The sequence below is a fragment of the Haliea sp. E1-2-M8 genome (assembly GCF_030649675.1).
Lineage (GTDB): Bacteria > Pseudomonadota > Gammaproteobacteria > Pseudomonadales > Halieaceae > Haliea.
In genome coordinates, this window is the sequence record NZ_JAUTDR010000001.1 from 325,162 (window position 1) to 343,544 (window position 18,383).

An 18,383-nucleotide genomic window follows, 5' to 3' on the forward strand; every position below is an offset into this window, starting at 1 on the left:
GCTTTGCTCTGCGCCCAGTTTGCCCCAGCACCGGTGCCGGCACTAGACCCGATCTTTACTTTTCTGAACATTACTCCTGCCCGGGTCAGCCGGGCTCCCACTCGGCTCCCGCAGAAACCCGCAGCAGGCCGCGGAAAATGCGCTGGGCCGATGTCTCGCCACTCAACACTTTGTAGACGTCACTGGCAATGGGCATCTCCACCCCGTGCTGTTCCGCCAGCGCCATTACCGCGGGCGCACTCTTCGCGCCCTCGGCCACCATGAACATCTCCCCGGAGATGGTCGCCATGCTCTTGCCGCGGCCCAGTTCCATGCCGACGTGGCGGTTCCGGCTCTGGGGGCTGGTGCAGGTGGCGATCATGTCGCCAATGCCCGCGAGCCCGGCAAATGTTTCCGGCTGCCCGCCCATGGCGCAGCCGAGGCGGCTGATCTCCGCCAGGCCGCGGGTGATCAGGGAGGCCCGGGTATTGTCCCCGGCGCCGAGGCCGTCGCCCATGCCCACGGCGATGGCGATGATGTTTTTCAGCACGCCCCCCAGCTCACAGCCCACGACATCGGTGTTGGTGTAGACCCGGAACAGGCCGCTGGAAAACAGGCACTGCAGTTCGCGGACGATGATCGCGTCCTCCATTGCGATGACACTGGCCGCCGCCTGGCCGGCCATGATCTCCCGCGCCAGGTTGGGGCCCGTGAGCACGCCTACAGGGTGCCCCGGCAGGACCTCGGCGATGATCTCGGTCATGCGCATGCGGGTGTCCAGTTCCAGCCCCTTGGCCAGGCTGATGATCGGCACCCAGGGCCGGATATGTTCCCGTACCTGTTGCAATACGCCGCGGAAATTCTGCGCCGGGACCCCCATGACAATAACATCGGCACCGGCCACGGCTTCGCCAATGTCCGCGGTGGCCCGGAGCTTTTCCGGCAGCCGGGCCCCGGGCAGGTAGGTCTCGTTGCTGTGCCGTGTGTTGATTTCCTGCACGGTCTCGGGGTTGCGGGCCCAGAGTGTGGCCGGCGCATTGCGGGCGACCAGGGCGGCAACCGTGGTGCCCCAGGAACCGCCCCCCAGGAGTCCGACTTTGAGGTTGTTCATGACATTGGCTCCTTGAACCGGTCGCGCCCGGTGAGGCCGATGGCGCGTATGACTTCCAGCCGCCGTTTCAGTTCCCGCAGCTGTCGCGCGAGGTTCTGCCGTCGCTCACCCTGTTCCGGCTCGCCGCCGCTGGTGAGCCCCCGGTGTTGCAGCATCTGGAAGCCGTTGCGGAACAGCAGCTTGCCGATGGAGGATTCGCTGCTGATGCGGCGCTGCAGATACAGTTGGCGCCCCAGCTTCAGCGCCTGGTTGACGCAGGCCTGTTCGTCCATGCCCTGTTCCGCCGGAAGCCGTGCGGCCAGGTCCGACACCACGGAGTAGGCCTCGACATAGGTCAGCAGGGTGACGTGGGCCACCAGGGGGGTCAGCGCCAGCAGTAGCTGGGTGAAGCCGCCGGGGGTGGTCTCCGGGAGTGACTCCCAGTCCGGGTCATAGCGCGCCAGTTCGTCGCGGATCTCGCGATGGAATTCGGCGCTGGGGGCGTAGAAGAACTCGAACTTGAACAGGTCGCGCAGCTCGTCAACTTCGGCCCAGAACGCCTCCAGTGCCTGCGCTTCCGGGACTTCCGTGGATTTCACCAGCGCCAGTTCAATGATCGCCTTGTTGACGAAAAAGTGAATAACCGTATTGCGATAGTAGCTCGCCACCGGGTGCTGTTCCAGGGCGATGCCATAGACGATCTCCGGTCCTTCGTCATAGCGGGTGACGATGCCCTCGTTGATCATGATGCCCAGCAGGCCATCGATGTGTTCCGCGTAGCCGCGGTCAAAATCCGCGGAAATACGCAGCTGGCGCGCCTCGGCCCAGGTCAGCAGGGCCCGCAGTTCCTCGACGACTTCCGCCTCGGTGAGGGCCTTGGGCGCGGCGCCGAGCAGGCTCATGGTCACCAGCGAGGGAAAGGTGATGGGAGTGACCCGGTTGGCTTCCACCGCCACCTCGAAGGCGATCTTGGACAGGGCCAGGCTGTCATCCGGCTCCGGAGCTCGCGACAGCACCACGGGCTGGCCGATATCCATGTAGATCTTGCCCATGGGCCTGGCGAGGCTGCGCACGTAGCCGATAAACCAGCGCAGGGATTCAGCGCCCTTGCCGCGCCCGGTCTGCTCGGTGGCGTATTCCTCCACGTCGCGGATCAGGTCGTAGCTGATGGAGATGGGGATGATGTGAATGTCCCGCGCATCGGTGGCATGGCAGGCTTCCAGAACATATTTGAGCAGGCCGTAGCGCGGTGGCATCAGCTTGCCCAGACGCGAGCGGGTGCCCTCGAATGACCAGTTCATCGGAAACCGCTTTTCCATCAGGTAGCCGATGTAGTGGCGCAGGGTCAGCTTGTACAGGGTATTGTCGCTGAAGCTGCGTTTGATGAAGATACCGCCCGCCCGGTGCACCATGAAGCCGACGCCGGCGAAGTTGATGTTGGCGCCTCCGAACATGTGCGGCATGGGAAAGTCGTTGTCGTAGAGGACCTTGGGTACCACCATGCCGTCGAGGTAGGTCTTGTGGGTCCACAGCAGCATGGACGGGTGGTCGCGGACGATCTGCCGCATTTCCTCGATGGCGGCCGGGTCGACGACAATCTTGCGCTCATACCCAAGGCGCAGACAGAAACCGCAGAAGCTCGCCCACAGGTCCAGCCAGAACGTGCTGGGGATCGAGATCATCTCCTCCATGTAGGCCGAAGCTTCCTTCAGCAGCGCGTCCCGGGTGCTGCCCTGTTCCGCGGCCAGTTGTTCCAGTGCCTCGTTGTAGCTGCGGTTGGCGCGCAGGCTCTCGGCCACGTAGCGGGGCACCTTGTAGCGCCCGCCCTGCAGCCGGCGCTCGGCGATATCCAGGACCACCGCCGCCTGCCGGGCGACGAAAATGCTGAAGGCGTGAACGTCGGCACTACTGTCCTCGGCATACTTGCCGAGGTAGCGGCTGCGCAGGTTGGCCAGGGAATCCGGCTCGCCGCTGACCAGGTGGAGCCGTTCGGGCTCCCGCGCGGCGATGCGGCGAGCCTGGCCCAGGCGCGGGCGGCGGGGGTCGCCGAGGATCAGGTCCCGCAGGCGCGGCCCCGAGTTGATGACCTCGAGGGGCGGCGTCCAGGCGACCCGCAGGGGGGCGATCATGGCCTCATCGCCGAGAGAGAGCTGGTCGCGCAGGCTGCTGGGATCGATACCGCGGCGGTCGTCACCCAGGTTCAGGCACAGGCGCAGGCTGTTGCGCTCCCCGCCCTGTTCCATCCCGGCGTGGGTGGCAATCCAGCGTTCCAGCAACTCCTGCTCGAAGCCGTTGCGGGCGTCGAGAATGAATACCACTGCTGCCTCCCCGGCTGGCCAGGGGCTGGCGCCGAACCTGTCCTCCAGGTTCACGGCCTGGCTGCCCGCGATCCGGCTTTGGATTTGGGCCTGGATTTAGCCTTGGGTGTGGCTGCAGCCTTGGGCTTGGGTTTGGGTTTGGGTTTGGGCTTGGGTTTAGGTTTGGGTTTGGCCTTGGGTTTGGGTTTGGGTTTGGGTTTGGGTTTGGGCTTGGTTTTGGCCTTGGCCTTGGTTTTGGGTTTAAGCTTCGGGGCCGCCCGGCTCGCGGTTTTCGCCGCAACCTGCTCCAGCGGCTGGCCCAGGCTGCGCAGGAACAGGTTGCGCACCTCACGCACGTGCTGGTCCAGCGTGGCCGCGGTCCAACTGGCTGTGTCGATGGGTGCCAGCACCTCGACATCAACGGTCGCGGGCCGGAATACAAACTCGCCCTTGGGCGCCACGTCACCCGCGTTGCGGATCACGATGGGGACAATGGGGACGCCGGCCTGCAGCGCCAGGTGGAAGGCGCCCTTCTTGAACTGGCCCAGCCGCGGGGAGACGCTGCGGGTGCCCTCGGGCGCCAGCGCCACCGACTTGCCTTCCTCGCGTATCGCCTCGACCAGCGGCGTCATGGCGTCAATGGCGCTGGCGGAATTGGCGCGATCGATCATCACTACCCCGCCAAGCTCCAGCACCTTGCCGATGACCGGCATATTGCGAATCTCTTTCTTGCCTACCCCGGCCATGTCGCGCCGCAGCAGGCTCGCCATGATGATCACGTCGGCCTTGCTCTGGTGGTTGAAGATGAACACGGCGGGGCGCTGCGACCACAGGTGCTCCTGGCCCTTGACGTTGAGGTCCAGGCCAATCAGGGCACTGGCGGTGTCGGCGAACAGGGACAGGGAGAAGTTGAGCGACTGGCGTCTGGAGCGGGTCAGGGCGTAGACCGGCAGGCCCGCCAGAAAGGTGGGCACCAGGCTGACCGTGGCCGCAGCGGAACGGAGGTACTGGGAGATGGACGGACGCCCGCGGCTGGTGAAGCGCACCACCGGCCACTGCCGGTCGCGGGCGATGCCCCGCAGGCGAGTGCTGGGATTCAGCACTCGCGGATAGCAGACCCGCTCCAGCAACAGCAGGTCATCCTGGCTGTCGCTGTAGAAGAAACTCTGGTCGAGGTCGGCACCCTGGTCGGCCGCCAGCTGCTCGGCCGCGTCTACCTTGCCCTGGCCGAAGCAGGTGGGGCGAACGACGCCGCCGGTGAACTTGCCATCCGCAACCTCCAGCGCCGTGCACATGACGTGTTCGATACCCAGGTCCCGGGCCGCGGGCTGGACCTGGTAGCAGGTGGCCGAGGAAATGATGGCCACCGTGTGGCCTTTGGCGTGGTGGGCGTCGATCAGGGCGCGCGATTCGGGGTAGATCCGGCGCGCGATCTGGTCCCGGTACAGGGTTTCCCCGAATTCGTGGTAGCTGTCCTCGTCAATACCGCGCAAAAACTGTGAAGTCACGGTCATCATCGCCGAGAAGCCCAGGCTGCCGAAACCGAAGCTGGTCATGGCCTGCACCAGTTCAATCAATTCCCGGGCGTTGAGATCACCGCGGCGCAGCTGCTCGCGAATAAACACGGTGGCCGAGTATCCGGAAATGACCGTGCCATCAAAATCGAAGATGGCGGCGACCTGGGGTCCCGCCGGTGTCGCTTCAATGTCCTTGAGTAGTTGTCGGATACTTGCCATGGCACTCCCTGCAGCGCCGGTTACCCGGGCTCGTTATTCTCCCGGCAAGCATACTGGTCCCCCAGGGGATAGGGAAGCGCTCAGGCCAGCGCCTTCAGCTTGCCCTCCGCGTCGACTTCCATCAGGGCATTGCGGGGATCTTCGGTCTCCCAGAAACCGCGCAGGGAGAGCAGCTTGCCCTCAGGGTCCACATGGTAGGTGAAAATGCCGTGCACCTTCTGCTGCAGGGTTTTGCCCTCGCCACCGTCCATGGTGATGGTGAGATTGACGTGGTTGGCCACTTCATCACCGGCGGCAAAGGATTCCAGTATTTCGATACGGATAGCCACCGGCGCAATGAAATTGTCCCAGAAGGCCTCGCGCGCCGCCGGCCCCCGGTGGCCGTGGCCCTCCGGGTCGATGTGGGAGACCCCGATGGGATCCTGGATGATGGCGTCCTCGGCATACAGGCCCAGCCAGCCGGCCTTGTTCTTGCTGTGGACGTACTCTCTCGACAACAGCGCCGCGCGGCGCGCGGGGTGCTCATTCTCAAACATGGCTAATCCTTAAATAGTTGCGTATGGCGGTGTAGTCCCGCACCAGCGTGGCAATGTCAAAGCCGGGGAAGCCCATGGCATCGACGCGGCCGGGCTCAAGCACCGCCTGGAGCTTGCCGGCGGGGTTCAGCAGCAACAGTGTAACCCCATGGCTGACCTGGTAGTCGCCGTCTTCCAGGGTGGTGCCCGCCGCGGGTTCCAGCACGGACAGAATGCCCAGGCTGTCGGCAAAGGCGGCGGCGCCGGCTTCACCCCCGTCGGTAGCGGTCAGGCCGGTGAAGCTGGGGTCAAAGAAGGAAACATAGCTGGCCAGTTGCTCCGGAGTGTCGCGTCGGTGATCCACGCTGTAGAACAGCACCTGCAGGTCGCGACGGAGTTCTGGCTGCAACCGGCTGCGGAAGCTCGCAAGTTCGGCCAGGGTAGCGGGGCAGACATCCGGGCAGGTGGTGAAACCATAACTGACCAGGTGCCAGCGACCCTCCAGGTCCCCGTTGCTGAAGGTATCACCGCGGTGGTCGGTAAGCGTAAACGGCGCCAGCGCTCGAGCCTCTGGCAGCAGCACACCCTGGATCTGGGGCGGCGGTATGGGCCGGCTCAAAAACAACGTGGCCGCGACTGCAGCGATGGCGCCATTGGCGAGGATAAAGCCCAGCAGCATGCGCTGGCGTGGCTGCATGCTCATCCGGGGTCGAAAAAGGCGTGCCGGGTGGCGAAGGTATAGTCGCCTTCAATCAGCATCAGGGCTATCAGCACCATGACGGCCACCGTCGGCAGCAGCAGGGTGTACTTGAGTGCCAGCCGCTCCCACTGGAAGTGCATGAAGATGGCCACGATGAGGCCTGCCTTCAGCAGCATGAAAATGATAATCAGGGTCCAGCGCAGGTAACCCTGCAGCTGGAAGTAGTCAACCATGTAGGAACAGGCGCTGAGTGCAAACAGCAGCAGCCAGATCTTCAGGTAGATGCCGATGGGGTGCTGTTCACTCGCGGTGTCGCTCATGCAGTCCTCCTTACCACAGGTAGAAGAAGGCGAAAATAAAGACCCAGACCAGGTCCACGAAGTGCCAGTAGAGACCGCTGATCTCGACGATGGCGTAGCCTTTCTTCTCGTAGTCGCCTCGCTTCACCTTGCGCGCGATGATGGCGAGGTAGATAACCCCGGCGCTCACGTGCAGGCCGTGGAAGCCCGTTATCATGAAGAAGGCGGAGCCGAACTGGGCCGCGCCCCAGGGGTTGCCCCAGGGTCTCACCCCTTCGTGGATCAGCTTGCTCCACTCAAAGGCCTGCAGGCCGACAAAGCTTGCCCCCAGCACGGCGGTGATTGCCATCAGGATCACGGTGCGGCGGCGGTCGCCCCGGTAGGCATAGTTCACGGCCATGGCCATGGTGCCGCTGCTGGTGATCAGGATAAACGTCATGATGGCAATCAGCAGCAGTGGCAGGTGCACCCCGCCCACGGTCAGGGCAAAAATCTCACTCACCGGCGGCCAGGGTTCGGTTGCCGACAGCCGCACATTCATGTAGCCGGTGAGGAAGATACTGAAGATAAAGGTGTCACTGAGCAGGAAAATCCACATCATCAACTTGCCCCAGGGCACGTCGAAGGCCTGCTTGTCAGCGCCCCAGTCGCTGACCATGCCGGAAACGCCGGGCTGGGTGTAGTCGCTGTTGACGGGTTCGGCTGTTTTCATGAGCGCTGCCTCAGAAGCCGCACAGGGCTGCCAACATGTTGATGGTTTCGACGCGGCTGGTGAGCAGGGCAAACAGCAGCAGCCAGACTCCCAGCAGGAAGTGCCAGTAGTGTGTGCAGAGCGTGAGCGGGCCGCTCAGGCGGGCCATGGCGCCGTCATACCAGACCCGGAACACCACGTTGGCGAGCACCATCAGGCCGCCGAGGACATGCAGCCCGTGCACCGCCGTCAGCAGGTAGAAATAGCTGTTGGCGGGATTGGTGTTGACGTAGTAGCCCATGGTCTGCAGATGGCGCCACAGCTCCAGCTGCGCCACCAGGAAGGCCACCGCGAAGAACACGGCGGCACTGATCCCCACAACGGCCCGGTTCACCTGCTCCCGCCGTGCCGACCACAGGCCCCAGTGCATGGCCAGGCTGCTGAGCGCGAGGATCGCGGTGTTGAGCCAGAGCCGGCTGGGGTCGCTGAAGGGCTGCCACGGCTGTCCGGCCAGGGCCTGGAAGTCCGGGTACTGGGAGCGCGACAGGAAGGTAATGATGAACAGGAAAAACAGTACGCTGACCATGCCCATGATAAAGCGCAGGGCGGTTCGCGGTGCCGCCAGCGGGTCGACTGCCAGCGCGACCCCGGCAGTGCTGACCATGGTGGGATCGAGCCAGGGCTTGGTGCCCAGTGTCTTGAAGAATCTCATCCTTCAGCTCCTTTCCCTTCGGGCTGATTCTGGGGAATGAAATCGCGCTCCGCGCCCGGTACGCTGAAGTCATAGGCCCAGCGGTGCACGACCGGTAGCTCCGGACCCCAGTTGCCGTGCCGCGGCGGTACATCCGGGGTCTGCCACTCCAGGCTGGTCGCACCCCAGGGGTTGTGCCCTGCCGGCTCGCCCCGGCGCAGGCTCCAGACAAGGTTGTAAATGAAGATCAGCTGACTCAGGCCCACGATCAGGGCCGCGAAGGTAATGCTGGCGTTGAGGGATTGCGCGGATTCGGGAATGAAATCGGAGCCACCCATGGCGAAGTAGCGCCGCGGTACGCCGAGGAACCCGAGGTAGTGCATGGGCAGGTAGATGGCGTAGGTGCCGAGGAAGGTGAACCAGAAGTGCGCCTTGCCGAGGCCGGTATGCAACATGCGCCCGGTAATCAGCGGGTACCAGTGGTAGAGGGCGGCGAACAGCACCATGATCGGCGATACGCCCATGACCATATGGAAGTGCGCCACCACAAAGTAGGTGTCGGACAGCGGCAGGTCGATGGTGACATTGCCCAGGAACAGGCCGGTCAGGCCGCCGTGGGTGAAAGTGAAGATGAAGCCGATGGCGAACAGCATCGGCACAGTCAGGTGGATGTTGCCACGCCACAGGGTCAGCACCCAGTTGTAGACCTTGAGTGCGGTGGGCACGGCGATAATCAAGGTTGTCGTGGCGAAGAAGAAGCCGAATGCCGGGTGCATGCCGCTGACGTACATATGATGCGCCCAGACCACAAAGCTGAGGCCGCCGATGGCGACGATGGCCCACACCATCATGCGATAGCCGAAAATGTTCTTGCGGGCGTGGGTGGCGATCACATCCGACACCATGCCGAACGCGGGCAGGGCGACGATATACACCTCCGGGTGACCGAAGAACCAGAACAGGTGCTGGAACAGGATCGGACTGCCGCCGGTGTAATCCAGCGATTCGCCCAGCGACACCAGCGCGGGCATGAAAAAGCTGGTGCCGATTACCTTGTCCAGCATCATCATGATGGCGCTGACCAGCAGCGCGGGAAAGGCCAGCAGGCCCAGCACGGTGGCAGTGAAGATGCCCCAGATGGTGAGCGGCATGCGCATCAGGGTCATGCCGTGGGTGCGCGCCTGCAGCACGGTAGTCACATAGTTGAGCCCGCCCATGGTGAAGGCGACGATAAAAATGGCCAGCGACGCGAGCATCAGGATGATGCCCCAGTCATGGCCGGGCGTACCCTGCAGAATCGCCTGCGGGGGATACAGTGTCCAGCCGGCGCCGGTTGGTCCGCCGGGCACAAAGAAACTCGCCAGCAACACAATCACCGACAGCAGGTAGGTCCAGAAACTGAGCATGTTGAGATAGGGAAACACCATGTCCCTGGCGCCGATCATCAGCGGGATCAGGTAGTTGCCGAAGCCGCCCAGCAGCAGCGCCGTGAGCAGGTAGATCACCATGATCATGCCATGCATGGTGACAAACTGCAGGTAGGCGCTGGGGTCGATGAAGTCGAAGGTGTCGGGGAAACCCAACTGCAGCCGCATCAACCCCGAAAGGACCAGCGCCACCAGGCCGACGAAGATCGCGGTAATCGAATACTGGATGGCAATGACCTTGTGGTCCTGGCTCCAGATATAGGTGGTGAAGAAGCTGTGTGGTTCGTGCAGGTCTTCCTCGATCTGGTCGGCGATTGCAGTGTGTTGCATGCCATTCCCCTCAAAGCGTGTTCAGGTAGGAGAGCAGGTCGTCGATGGACCGCTCGTTCTGCACCGAGCGGGCCATCAGTACCATTTGCTGGCCGTAGCGGTCACTGCTGTGCCCGCCGCGCACGCCCTGGCGGAAATTCTCCAGCTGCCGGCGAATGTACCAGTCCTGCAGGCCCGCCAGCGCGGGTGCCTGCAGCGCTGCGTTACCCTGGGCGCGGCTGCCGTGGCAGGCGCCGCAGCTGTTGTAGTGGGCTGCGCCCCGGTCCGGGTTGCCGCTGACTGTGCTGGCAAGCTGTGCTTGCGGCAGCGAAGCCAGCCAGGCGGAAACATCCCGCACCGCCTCCTGGCTGCCGAGGACGCCGGCCATGGGCGCCATCTGCCGGCCAAAGGTGTCGGCCTCGTGCGCGCCGCGAATGCCCTCTCGGTAGTGTTCCAGCTGGCGCTGTAGATACCAGGCTGGCAGGCCCGCCAGCTGTGGCGCGTTCATCTCCTGGTTGCCCTCGGCATTGGCGCCATGGCAGGCCGCGCAGACCGCGTACTGTGCCTCCCCGGCAACCGGGTCGCCGCTGGCGTCGTCCTGAACCTCGGCCCAGGTAGGTTGCCCTGCAAGCCATTCTGTGAAGTCCTGTTCTTCCTCGACAATGACATTGCCGCGCATGGCGTAGTGCGCGATGCCGCACAGCTCCATGCACATCACATCGAAGCGCCCGGTACGGGTGGGAGTGAACCAGACGTAGCTCACGGTGCCCGGGATCATGTCCATCTTGACCCGGAACTGGGGCACCGCGAAATTGTGCAGTACGTCGCGGGAGCGCAGCAGGACCTTGACCGGCCGGTCCAGCGGCAGGCGCAAATCTTCTCCGCGGACCAGGATGTCGTCGGCGCCGGTGGGATCGTTGGGGCTCATGCCTAGCGGGTTTTCGGCCGACATGAAGCGGGCGTCGACCTCGCCCAGCTCGCCGTCGGCGCCGGGGAAGCGGTAGCTCCACTGCCACTGCTCGCCGAACACCTCTACGACATCGGCGTTTTCCGGCACCTTGACGAAGTCCGCCCACACCACCAGCCCGGGCGCCAGCATGGCGACAATGCCGACGGTGGTGATGCCGGTGAGCCATTTCTCCAGGGAGGCGTTTTCCGGTTCATAGTCCGCTTGCCGATTGGCGGTATTGCGGTAGCGAAAGACTGCCAGTGCCAGGAACAGATTGACGGCGACGAAGACAAAGCCGGTGATATACAGGGTGATGGTAATGGTGGTGTCGATGGAACCCCAGTTGGATGCCAACGGCGTGAACCACCAGGGGCTCCACCAGTGGAATGCCAGTGACCCGAGCACCAGCAGAACCAGGGCAATCACTATTTTCATGCCACCTCCCTGTACACTTGCAGCTGGCGCGCGGATGCCCCCGGCCGCTGCAGGCGATTATTGTTATGTGTGTATCACTGATGTCGCCAGGCGGTACCTTTCATCATGGTTTCTATTCTGGTCCGGCAGCTCACAAACCAGCCCGGTGCGGCAGGGCCCTCGCCGGCCGCTGTCAGTTTGGGATGGGTGCTCGCGATACGCCGCAGAATATCCTCCTGGGCCGTGCTGACGTCGACAAACAGGACATGCCTGCCGGCCCGCAGGTCCTCGGTAAAGCGTTTGAAGTCTGAGTGTGGCTCTTGAATCCCGATCAGGCCGCCCTCCCAGGTGCAGAAGCCAAGCACAATGACGGCGAGAAAAACCGGGGGGACCCAGGTGACGGTAGCGGCTATGCCGGTTGCCCACGCGGCGGCGAGAACGATGGCCGCGCCGATGACGCCGATCACGGCGCCGCGCTCGGTACCGTGTACCACATCCTTGCGCAGCACGGCTTCCACGTCGTTGAGTCTATGGGACTGCACGCCTGCGTCGTCCTCGCTGAGGACATGAATTTGCGGTGTGGAAACGCCCGCCGCCTCCAGGTCACGTTCCACTTGTTCCAGTTCGTCGAGATCATCGCTGAGAAAAAAGTGGCGTTTCATTATTAGAATACTCCTCGCCGGATAACCGGATGTGCGGTCGACGCCATCGAGTATAGCACCCTCATTGCCCGCCACTAGCCATGGCCACGCGGGGCATTTTTTTTAGTCTATTCTGTGCTTAAAAAGTAATCTCTATAGAAAAAAAAGTACTTAAAAAAGGTGTTTTTCTCGATAAACAAGACTGTTCGCGGCCTTCCCTGGGCACATTTACAGTTTTCTGAGAATGTTTTTGCATAAACACCATATTTTATAGATCCAGATGAGCTAAGTGTTGGTTCAGGCGCAAACACCAGCCGTTCGATGTGGTCACACCGAACTATTTTTTCGACATATTCCCGCCACCGGTTAGGATAGGGGCTCGAAGCACAGACAAAGGAGGTGCAGATATGGCAGGGGCAGGGGATAAAAAGGAGCAGCCAGCGAAAGACGCGGACAGGACGCTGGTGGCTGACACCGCGGACCAGACCGTTGTCGACCCGGAATCCGGATCCGACGCCCTGCCGCCGCTGCCCGAGGGCAACGAAGACGAGACCGTGTTGGCGAATCCCGCCGCTGCCGAGGGTCCCGGCCTGCACACCGCTGCCGAGCTGCCCACCCGGGCGATCGACGAGGACAGCACCCAGGTCAAAACCAATCCGGGCGCATCCCCCCTGACCGGGCGCAGCTACGTACCCCACGCCAGCAATGTCATCAAGGATCGCTTTGTGCTCGAGTCCCGGCTCGGCAAGGGCGGCATGGGCCAGGTATACAAGGCGCGGGACCTGCGCAAGGAAGAGGCCAACGACGACAACCCCTGGGTTGCCATCAAGTTCCTCGGGGAAGAGTTCAGTCGCCATCCCAAGGCCCTGATCAGCCTGCAGCGGGAGGCGAAAAAATCGCAACAGCTCGCCCACCCCAACGTGTTGACCGTGTACGACTTCGATCGTGACGGTGACCGGGTCTACATGACCATGGAGATGCTGCAGGGTGACGACCTGTCGGGTCTCAAGAAGATCAAGTTCGCCGAAGGCAAGGAACCGGATAACGAGACCCTCATCGAGCAGATGGCCAGCGGCCTCGCCTATGCTCACGAAAACGGCCTGGTGCACTCGGACTTCAAGCCGGACAACGTATTTGTCACCACCGAAGGGCGGGTCAAGATCCTCGACTTCGGCATTGCCCGGATCATGGATTCCGCGGTACAGAAGGACAGCTTCGACGCCGGCGAACTGGGGGCCATGACCCTGCGTTATGCCTCCCTGGAAATGCTGCGCCGGGACAGCGATCCCCATCCCTCGGATGATGTCTACGCCCTCGGTCTGATCGCCTACCAGCTATACGCCGGCGTCCATCCCTATGGCGGCAGAACGGCGCTGGACGCGCTGGATCAGGGCCTGACGCCGCAGCCCATCAAGGGCATCAAGCGTCACCAGTGGCGGGCCATTGCCGGCGCCATCGCCCTGGAGCGCGCGGACCGCACAGCCTCCGCAGAGCAATTCCACAAGGAATTTTCCGGCACCAGCAGGCGCAACCGGATCCTGCTGGCGCTGGTGCTGGTGCTGGCGCTGGCGTCGGGCTACTTCGCCTGGGAAGCGAGCAAGCCGGAGGGTCCCGCGGTGCCTTTTGCGGAGCTGCCAGCACAGGTCCAGAGCGAGTTCCGCGGGCACATCGACCGCGGCCAGCAGTCTGCAGAGATCGGGGACTGGGACGGCGCCTCCCGCTATTTTACCGCCGCCTATGCCCTGCACCCGCGCAATCCCGAAGCCGAAGAAGGCTTGCGCATGCTGGTCCAGCACCTGGTGGAAGTTGCGCCGAGCATGGTTACCCCGCGACAGCAGGAGTATTTGGCGAAGCTTATCGATGCCTACGCCGAAGAGAACGAGTACCTGGCCAACGACAAGCAGCTGGCGCAGGTGCGGGATACGCTGCGGGCACAGTTGAACGGTGACTAGGTGTAACGGCCGGCCGGGCGATCACTCGCCGCCGGCCAGCACTTTTGCCAGCAGTCCGGGCCACGCCTCCAGCCAGCAGCAGCGGTGGTCAAAGTCTTCATGCAACCAATACTCAGCGGCCGGGTGGCGTTCCCGGTAGCCAATGGTTGTTGCGGGTGGCACCACCCTGTCCCCGGCACCGGCGAGGTGAACCTGCCTGAAGGCAGCGCCGGGCGCGATCTCCAGTGTCGGATTCAGTGAACCCGTAAGAGGCAGGTGCCGGTGGTGCCGGGTCCAGGCCGCTGTATCGAGGTTGCTGGCCACCGTGACAACCGTGGTTGGAAGCGTCTGCTCCTGCGCCAGCAGCAGCGCCAGTACGCCGCCACCGCTGTAGCCCACCAGCATCAGCGAGCTAGGCTGGTACTCGGCGAGAAGCCGCTGCATCGCGTCGGCGAGCGCGTCCAGCACTGCCCGTGAATAGCGCCCCTCCGTCCACAGGTCTGCTTCGCAGGGCGGGAAGGGCGTATCCTGCTGGTGATAGCAGGGCCGGCCCAGGAGCAGCGCCGGATGGGGGTCTGCCAGCATCAGTTCCAGCGCTACCGTGCTGCGTCCTGTGGGGTTGGCGGCCCGCTCCCTGCCCAGCCAGGGGCGTCCATCGCCTGCAAGGTAAACGTGCAGCCGCCCGCCCCGCGCCTGCTCGTGCCTGCTGGCCAGCACGGGGAGAACGAAGGGGCCGCCCGGAACCTGCTGGAGGCTGAGACCGTGCCTGGCGGCGAGCTGTTTGGCGTCGGGAATACCGCCGCAGGCAGCCAGTAGCGACACAGTTAGCAAAACCAGCCATCGACCCTTGTGGCCGTACCACGAATGCACTATGTTCAGGGTTTGCATTAAAATAACAGTGGGTTCCTTAGCCATGACCAATCAATTTTCGTCACTTCGGCCCGCTGCCGGCCGCACCATGCGCAATGCTCTGCTGGCCGCCGCAGCCTCTGCCTTGCTGGCCGCCTGCGCTGCGGGCCCGAGCGGTCCGGTGGAGATACCCGAGGGGGCAGCGGTCGCTGACCTGTACATTGTAGACTGCCTGCTGCCGGGTCAGGTACGCCAGTTGGGCAATTCCACCTACCTCACGCCGCGGCGACCCACCCGCACCACCGCCCAGGACTGCCGCCTGCGCGGCGGTGAATATGTGGCCTTCGACCGGGCGGACTACAAGACAGCGCTGAAAGTCTGGTTACCGGCGGCTGAAGCCGGCGATGCCGACGCCCAGAACTCCGTCGGGGAAATCTTCGAGCGCGGCCTCGGTACCGAGCCCAACTATGCAGTGGCCGTCCTCTGGTTTGAACGCGCGGCCAAACAGGGCCACAAGGGTGCCCAGTTCAATCTCGGTACCCTCTACGAAACGGGCAAGGGAGTGCCCCAGGACAAGGCCATGGCCCTGAACTGGTATCGCCAGGCCTGGGGGCTGGCCGAGGACCAGCTGGTGTACAAGTCCGACGCGGAAGAGGCGCTAATGGCCCAGGCCGAGGAGAACGTGGCCCTGCAGGCCGAGAACGTCACGCTTGCCGAACAGATGGCCCAGGCGCGCGCCGAGCGCGAAAAGGCCCGGGCCGAGGCCGCCGCCGCCAGGGCGGAGGCAGATGCCGCGATAGCGGATGCTGCAACGCCGGCCCCCGCGCCTGCACCTGCCGCTCCCGCTCCGGTCACCCCGGCAGAGCCCCTGGTTGATGGTGGCCTGGTCAGCATCGGCGCCGATACCGCCGAACCCGGCGCTGCCGTCTCCAAAGACGGACGCGATTATGGCCGCTATTACGCCCTGGTCATCGGCAATGGCAGCTACCAGTTCCTGGATGACCTGCAGACGCCGGCCTCCGACGTGGACAAGATCGCCCGCCTGCTCAGCGACAAGTACGGCTTCGCGGTGCAGGTGCTCAAGAACACCAGTGACGTCGGCGTGCTGCGTGCCCTCAACCAGCTCAACGAAGTGTTGCAGGAAAACGACAATCTGCTGATCTATTACGCCGGCTACGGCAATCGCAGGCCGGTGGGAGCCTACGAGGCGGGCTACTGGCTGCCGGTCAACGCCGAACCGCCGCCCAATGATACCTTCTGGGTGCCCACCGAGCAGGTCAGCAGCCATCTGGCTCGTCTGCCGGCCCGGCGCATCATGGTGGTGACCGACTCAACCTTCGCCGGCCTGCTGGCGGACAACCCGGCCTTCCTGCTGGCAAGCGGTCGCGAGGCCCTGCTCAGCGACGCCTATATCGGCTTGCGCTTCCCCAACAAGTCGCGCCTGCTGCTGACCTCCGGCCAGGATTTCCCCCTGGCCAGCGAGCGCGATCCGGGCACTTCGGTATTTGCGAACGCCTTTATCAGCGCCCTGCAGGACAACGAAGCGGTAATCACCGGCCCCGCCCTGTTCCTCAGCATGCTGGACCTGCTGGACGAAAGCCTGCCGGGGCTGGACCCCGAGTTCAAGGCGATCAAGCGCGCGGGAGACGAGGTTGGCGAGTTCTACTTCGTCGCCCGCTAACCACCGTAGGAGCCCGCTCCTGCGGGCGATGCTTCAGGAAACAGTTGAGGAAACCCGGCGGCGCCCTTATAATCCCCGCCCTCAGACAACAGGACCATAGCTCAGTTGGTTAGAGCGCTACCTTGACATGGTAGAGGTCGCCAGTTCGAATCTGGCTGGTCCTACCAAACACAAGACCCCGCCCATGGCGGGGTTTTTTGTTTGGATAGAGGGTGGATTTGAACTGGCGCCAGTTCGACAAACTGCGGGAGCAGTTTGCAACGAGCGGCGCCAGCCGCGAAGCCCGCAGGGTCGGAGCAGGCGCCAGCCTGATCCGATTCATCTGGCTGGTCCTACCAAACACAAGACCCCGCCCATGGCGGGGTTTTTTGTTTGGATAGAGGGTGGATTTGAACTGGCGCCAGTTCGACAAACTGCGGGAGCAGTTTGCAACGAGCGGCGCCAGCCGCGAAGCCCGCAGGGTCGGAGCAGGCGCCAGCCTGATCCGATTCATCTGGCTGGTCCTACCAAACACAAGACCCCGCCCATGGCGGGGTTTTTTGTTTGGATAGAGGGTGGATTTGAACTGGCGCCAGTTCGACAAACTGCGGGAGCAGTTTGCAACGAGCGGCGCCAGCCGCGAAGCCCGCAGGGTCGGAGCAGGCGCCAGCCTGATCCGATTCATCTGGCTGGTCCTACCAAACACAAGACCCCGCCCATGGCGGGGTTTTTTGTTTGGTCAAAGGGTAGATGAGCGGCAATCTGGGCGAGATGACGATCGCGGTACGCGCGCTGGCTACCGGTGTGTCGCTATGTAGTCGATAAACTTCTGCACATTCAGGGAGCCGAGGCCAGTCGCAATATCGTAGCCGGGGCCTGCCGGGTACGCGCCTGCACCGGCGTAACCCCGCACGACGTCATTGAGAATGGTGGAATTGGTGGGCCCTCCATTGGTGGACATGAGCCCGTAGAGGCGGCTCTGGAGCGGATCGACAGCACTGGTGCTGGAAGATAACATCGGCTCGCTCTGGGCTTTTCTGGTCTGGTTGGCAATGGCTACAACGCCCGCGAAGAACGCCGACGATACCGTGTTGCCGCCGACCAGGAACCACCCGCCTAATGTTGATGAATAGATATGGGCACCGTACTTGGGATCAGCGTTGAAGGCCACGTCGGGAACGGACCGGTACATCGTCGTGTTGGCTGCCTGGACGGATGGGATCGCCTGAAACGCGGGCATCCGTTCCCGCTCGGACATGCCAGCCCCTGATTCGGCCCATGCCGTCTCGACAAAGGGTGCAACCGAACTCAGCGTCGTGCCACCCACCGCGATGACGCCCGAATAGGTCGCCGGAAAGCTCGGCCTCATGTCGCTGCCCGATGGTGCGATCCATACTATATTAGTATTTAAAAACAGGTGTGTTTTGCTGTCTTGCGTGCTGAACTCATCGGCGCCGAACGGCAATAAGACGACATTTACCCCTAAATTTACGGCGGTTTGTATGGCCGTATAGATATCGTTATAGCCTACTGATTTGGCCTCGATGACGTAGACAGTCGCCCCTGGACTCACGGTGTTTACCATCTGAACGGCGGTGTTGGTGTTCAAGGCCATTGTGCTGTTGGTAACAACCCCAGCCTGATTGATAATGTTCAGGGTGATTGGCTTTACCCCAAATTGCTGAGCCCACTTATTGAGATCTAGCTGCAGGTTCGAATAGTGGTAAGCTGTGATGATGGCCACTTTGATCCCGTAGCCCGCGGGCTTGTTGTTCGCCCCAGTAGCCGGCACGTTATAGGCCTCCAGAAGCTGCTGAGGCGTCCACCCTCGGGACAGATCCAGACCAGACGAGACCACGTCGGTCGAGTTCGTCGTGGAGGTTCCGTAGCCCGCGAGCTTTTTGCCCGAATGAGTCTGTTGAGTATCCGGTGTGTTGTCGGTCTCCTGAAGCTGCTCAGGCGCCCACCCACCGGATGGGTCCGCACTGGCCGAGGTCATTGCATCCTCGGACAGCTCATAGCCATCAGCCAGCACGTGAGCGTGTCGGTAGTCGTCGGCGGCAGGAGCATTCTGCCCGCCGCCCGGGGCCGGATCCTCCTGCCCGCCGTCCGTGGATCCGCATCCCTGCAACCCCGCGGCTGCGAGCAAGACAGCCACGCACACGCTGCGCCGCACCCACGTTGTAAGCTCGTTCATTGCTAGAT

At 63.1% G+C, this 18,383-nt stretch carries 15 protein-coding genes and 1 tRNA gene; 3 read left to right on the plus strand and 13 right to left on the minus strand.

Going from position 1 to position 18,383, the window contains the following annotated elements:
* Positions 1 to 85 precede the first annotated feature (85 nt).
* The 11 genes from Q6D67_RS01475 to Q6D67_RS01525 form a co-directional block, all read right to left on the minus strand.
* The gene (locus Q6D67_RS01475; protein ID WP_304703739.1) at positions 86 to 1,090 is read right to left on the minus strand and encodes an NAD(P)H-dependent glycerol-3-phosphate dehydrogenase; all 1,005 of its coding nucleotides are present in this window, start codon (positions 1,088 to 1,090) and stop codon (positions 86 to 88) included.
* Positions 1,087 to 3,441, minus strand: coding sequence for a glycerol-3-phosphate 1-O-acyltransferase (locus tag Q6D67_RS01480; protein WP_304703740.1), 2,355 nt, complete (start codon positions 3,439 to 3,441; stop codon positions 1,087 to 1,089). The genes Q6D67_RS01475 and Q6D67_RS01480 overlap by 4 nt, the downstream gene beginning before the upstream one ends.
* Positions 3,438 to 5,102 (minus strand): HAD-IB family hydrolase, encoded by a 1,665-nt coding sequence (locus Q6D67_RS01485; protein ID WP_304703741.1) that lies wholly within the window; start codon positions 5,100 to 5,102, stop codon positions 3,438 to 3,440. Before Q6D67_RS01485 ends, Q6D67_RS01480 begins: the two co-directional genes overlap by 4 nt.
* Positions 5,103 to 5,182: 80 nt before the next feature.
* The gene (locus tag Q6D67_RS01490; RefSeq protein ID WP_304703742.1) at positions 5,183 to 5,638 is read right to left on the minus strand and encodes a nuclear transport factor 2 family protein; all 456 of its coding nucleotides are present in this window, start codon (positions 5,636 to 5,638) and stop codon (positions 5,183 to 5,185) included.
* Positions 5,631 to 6,314, minus strand: coding sequence for an SCO family protein (locus Q6D67_RS01495; RefSeq protein WP_304703743.1), 684 nt, complete (start codon positions 6,312 to 6,314; stop codon positions 5,631 to 5,633). The genes Q6D67_RS01490 and Q6D67_RS01495 overlap by 8 nt, the downstream gene beginning before the upstream one ends.
* 2 nt (positions 6,315 to 6,316) lie before the next feature.
* Positions 6,317 to 6,637: a cytochrome C oxidase subunit IV family protein gene (locus Q6D67_RS01500; protein WP_304703744.1), complete on the minus strand. Its 321-nt coding sequence runs from the start codon at positions 6,635 to 6,637 to the stop codon at positions 6,317 to 6,319.
* Between the two features lie 10 nt (positions 6,638 to 6,647).
* Complete coding sequence (locus Q6D67_RS01505) at positions 6,648 to 7,328, minus strand: heme-copper oxidase subunit III family protein (protein WP_304703745.1); 681 nt, start codon at positions 7,326 to 7,328, stop codon at positions 6,648 to 6,650.
* 10 nt (positions 7,329 to 7,338) lie between these two features.
* A complete protein-coding gene (locus tag Q6D67_RS01510) occupies positions 7,339 to 8,019 on the minus strand; it encodes a cytochrome c oxidase subunit 3 (protein WP_304703746.1) in 681 nt (226 codons plus the stop codon).
* Complete coding sequence (locus Q6D67_RS01515; protein WP_304703747.1) at positions 8,016 to 9,755, minus strand: cbb3-type cytochrome c oxidase subunit I; 1,740 nt, start codon at positions 9,753 to 9,755, stop codon at positions 8,016 to 8,018. Before Q6D67_RS01515 ends, Q6D67_RS01510 begins: the two co-directional genes overlap by 4 nt.
* Before the next feature lie 10 nt (positions 9,756 to 9,765).
* Positions 9,766 to 11,118: a c-type cytochrome gene (locus tag Q6D67_RS01520; RefSeq protein WP_304703748.1), complete on the minus strand. Its 1,353-nt coding sequence runs from the start codon at positions 11,116 to 11,118 to the stop codon at positions 9,766 to 9,768.
* Between the two features lie 74 nt (positions 11,119 to 11,192).
* The gene (locus Q6D67_RS01525; protein WP_304703749.1) at positions 11,193 to 11,759 is read right to left on the minus strand and encodes an NAD/FAD-utilizing enzyme; all 567 of its coding nucleotides are present in this window, start codon (positions 11,757 to 11,759) and stop codon (positions 11,193 to 11,195) included.
* Between the two features lie 386 nt (positions 11,760 to 12,145).
* Here Q6D67_RS01525 and Q6D67_RS01530 point away from each other — a divergent pair, with 386 nt between their 5' ends.
* Positions 12,146 to 13,690 (plus strand): serine/threonine-protein kinase, encoded by a 1,545-nt coding sequence (locus Q6D67_RS01530; protein WP_304703750.1) that lies wholly within the window; start codon positions 12,146 to 12,148, stop codon positions 13,688 to 13,690.
* A gap of 21 nt (positions 13,691 to 13,711) precedes the next feature.
* Here Q6D67_RS01530 and Q6D67_RS01535 read toward each other — a convergent pair whose 3' ends face one another.
* Positions 13,712 to 14,491, minus strand: coding sequence for an alpha/beta fold hydrolase (locus Q6D67_RS01535; protein ID WP_304703751.1), 780 nt, complete (start codon positions 14,489 to 14,491; stop codon positions 13,712 to 13,714).
* A gap of 91 nt (positions 14,492 to 14,582) precedes the next feature.
* Between Q6D67_RS01535 and Q6D67_RS01540 the strand changes: the two genes are divergently transcribed.
* Together Q6D67_RS01540 and Q6D67_RS01545 are read left to right on the plus strand one after the other, a co-directional pair.
* Positions 14,583 to 16,199, plus strand: coding sequence for a caspase family protein (locus Q6D67_RS01540; protein ID WP_304703752.1), 1,617 nt, complete (start codon positions 14,583 to 14,585; stop codon positions 16,197 to 16,199).
* Positions 16,200 to 16,289: 90 nt separating this feature from the next.
* A tRNA-Val gene (locus tag Q6D67_RS01545) sits at positions 16,290 to 16,366 on the plus strand.
* Positions 16,367 to 16,974: 608 nt separating this feature from the next.
* Here Q6D67_RS01545 and Q6D67_RS01550 read toward each other — a convergent pair.
* Entirely contained in the window at positions 16,975 to 18,375 is a 1,401-nt protein-coding gene (locus Q6D67_RS01550; RefSeq protein ID WP_304703753.1) for a hypothetical protein, read from the minus strand.
* Between the last annotated feature and the right edge of the window lie 8 nt (positions 18,376 to 18,383).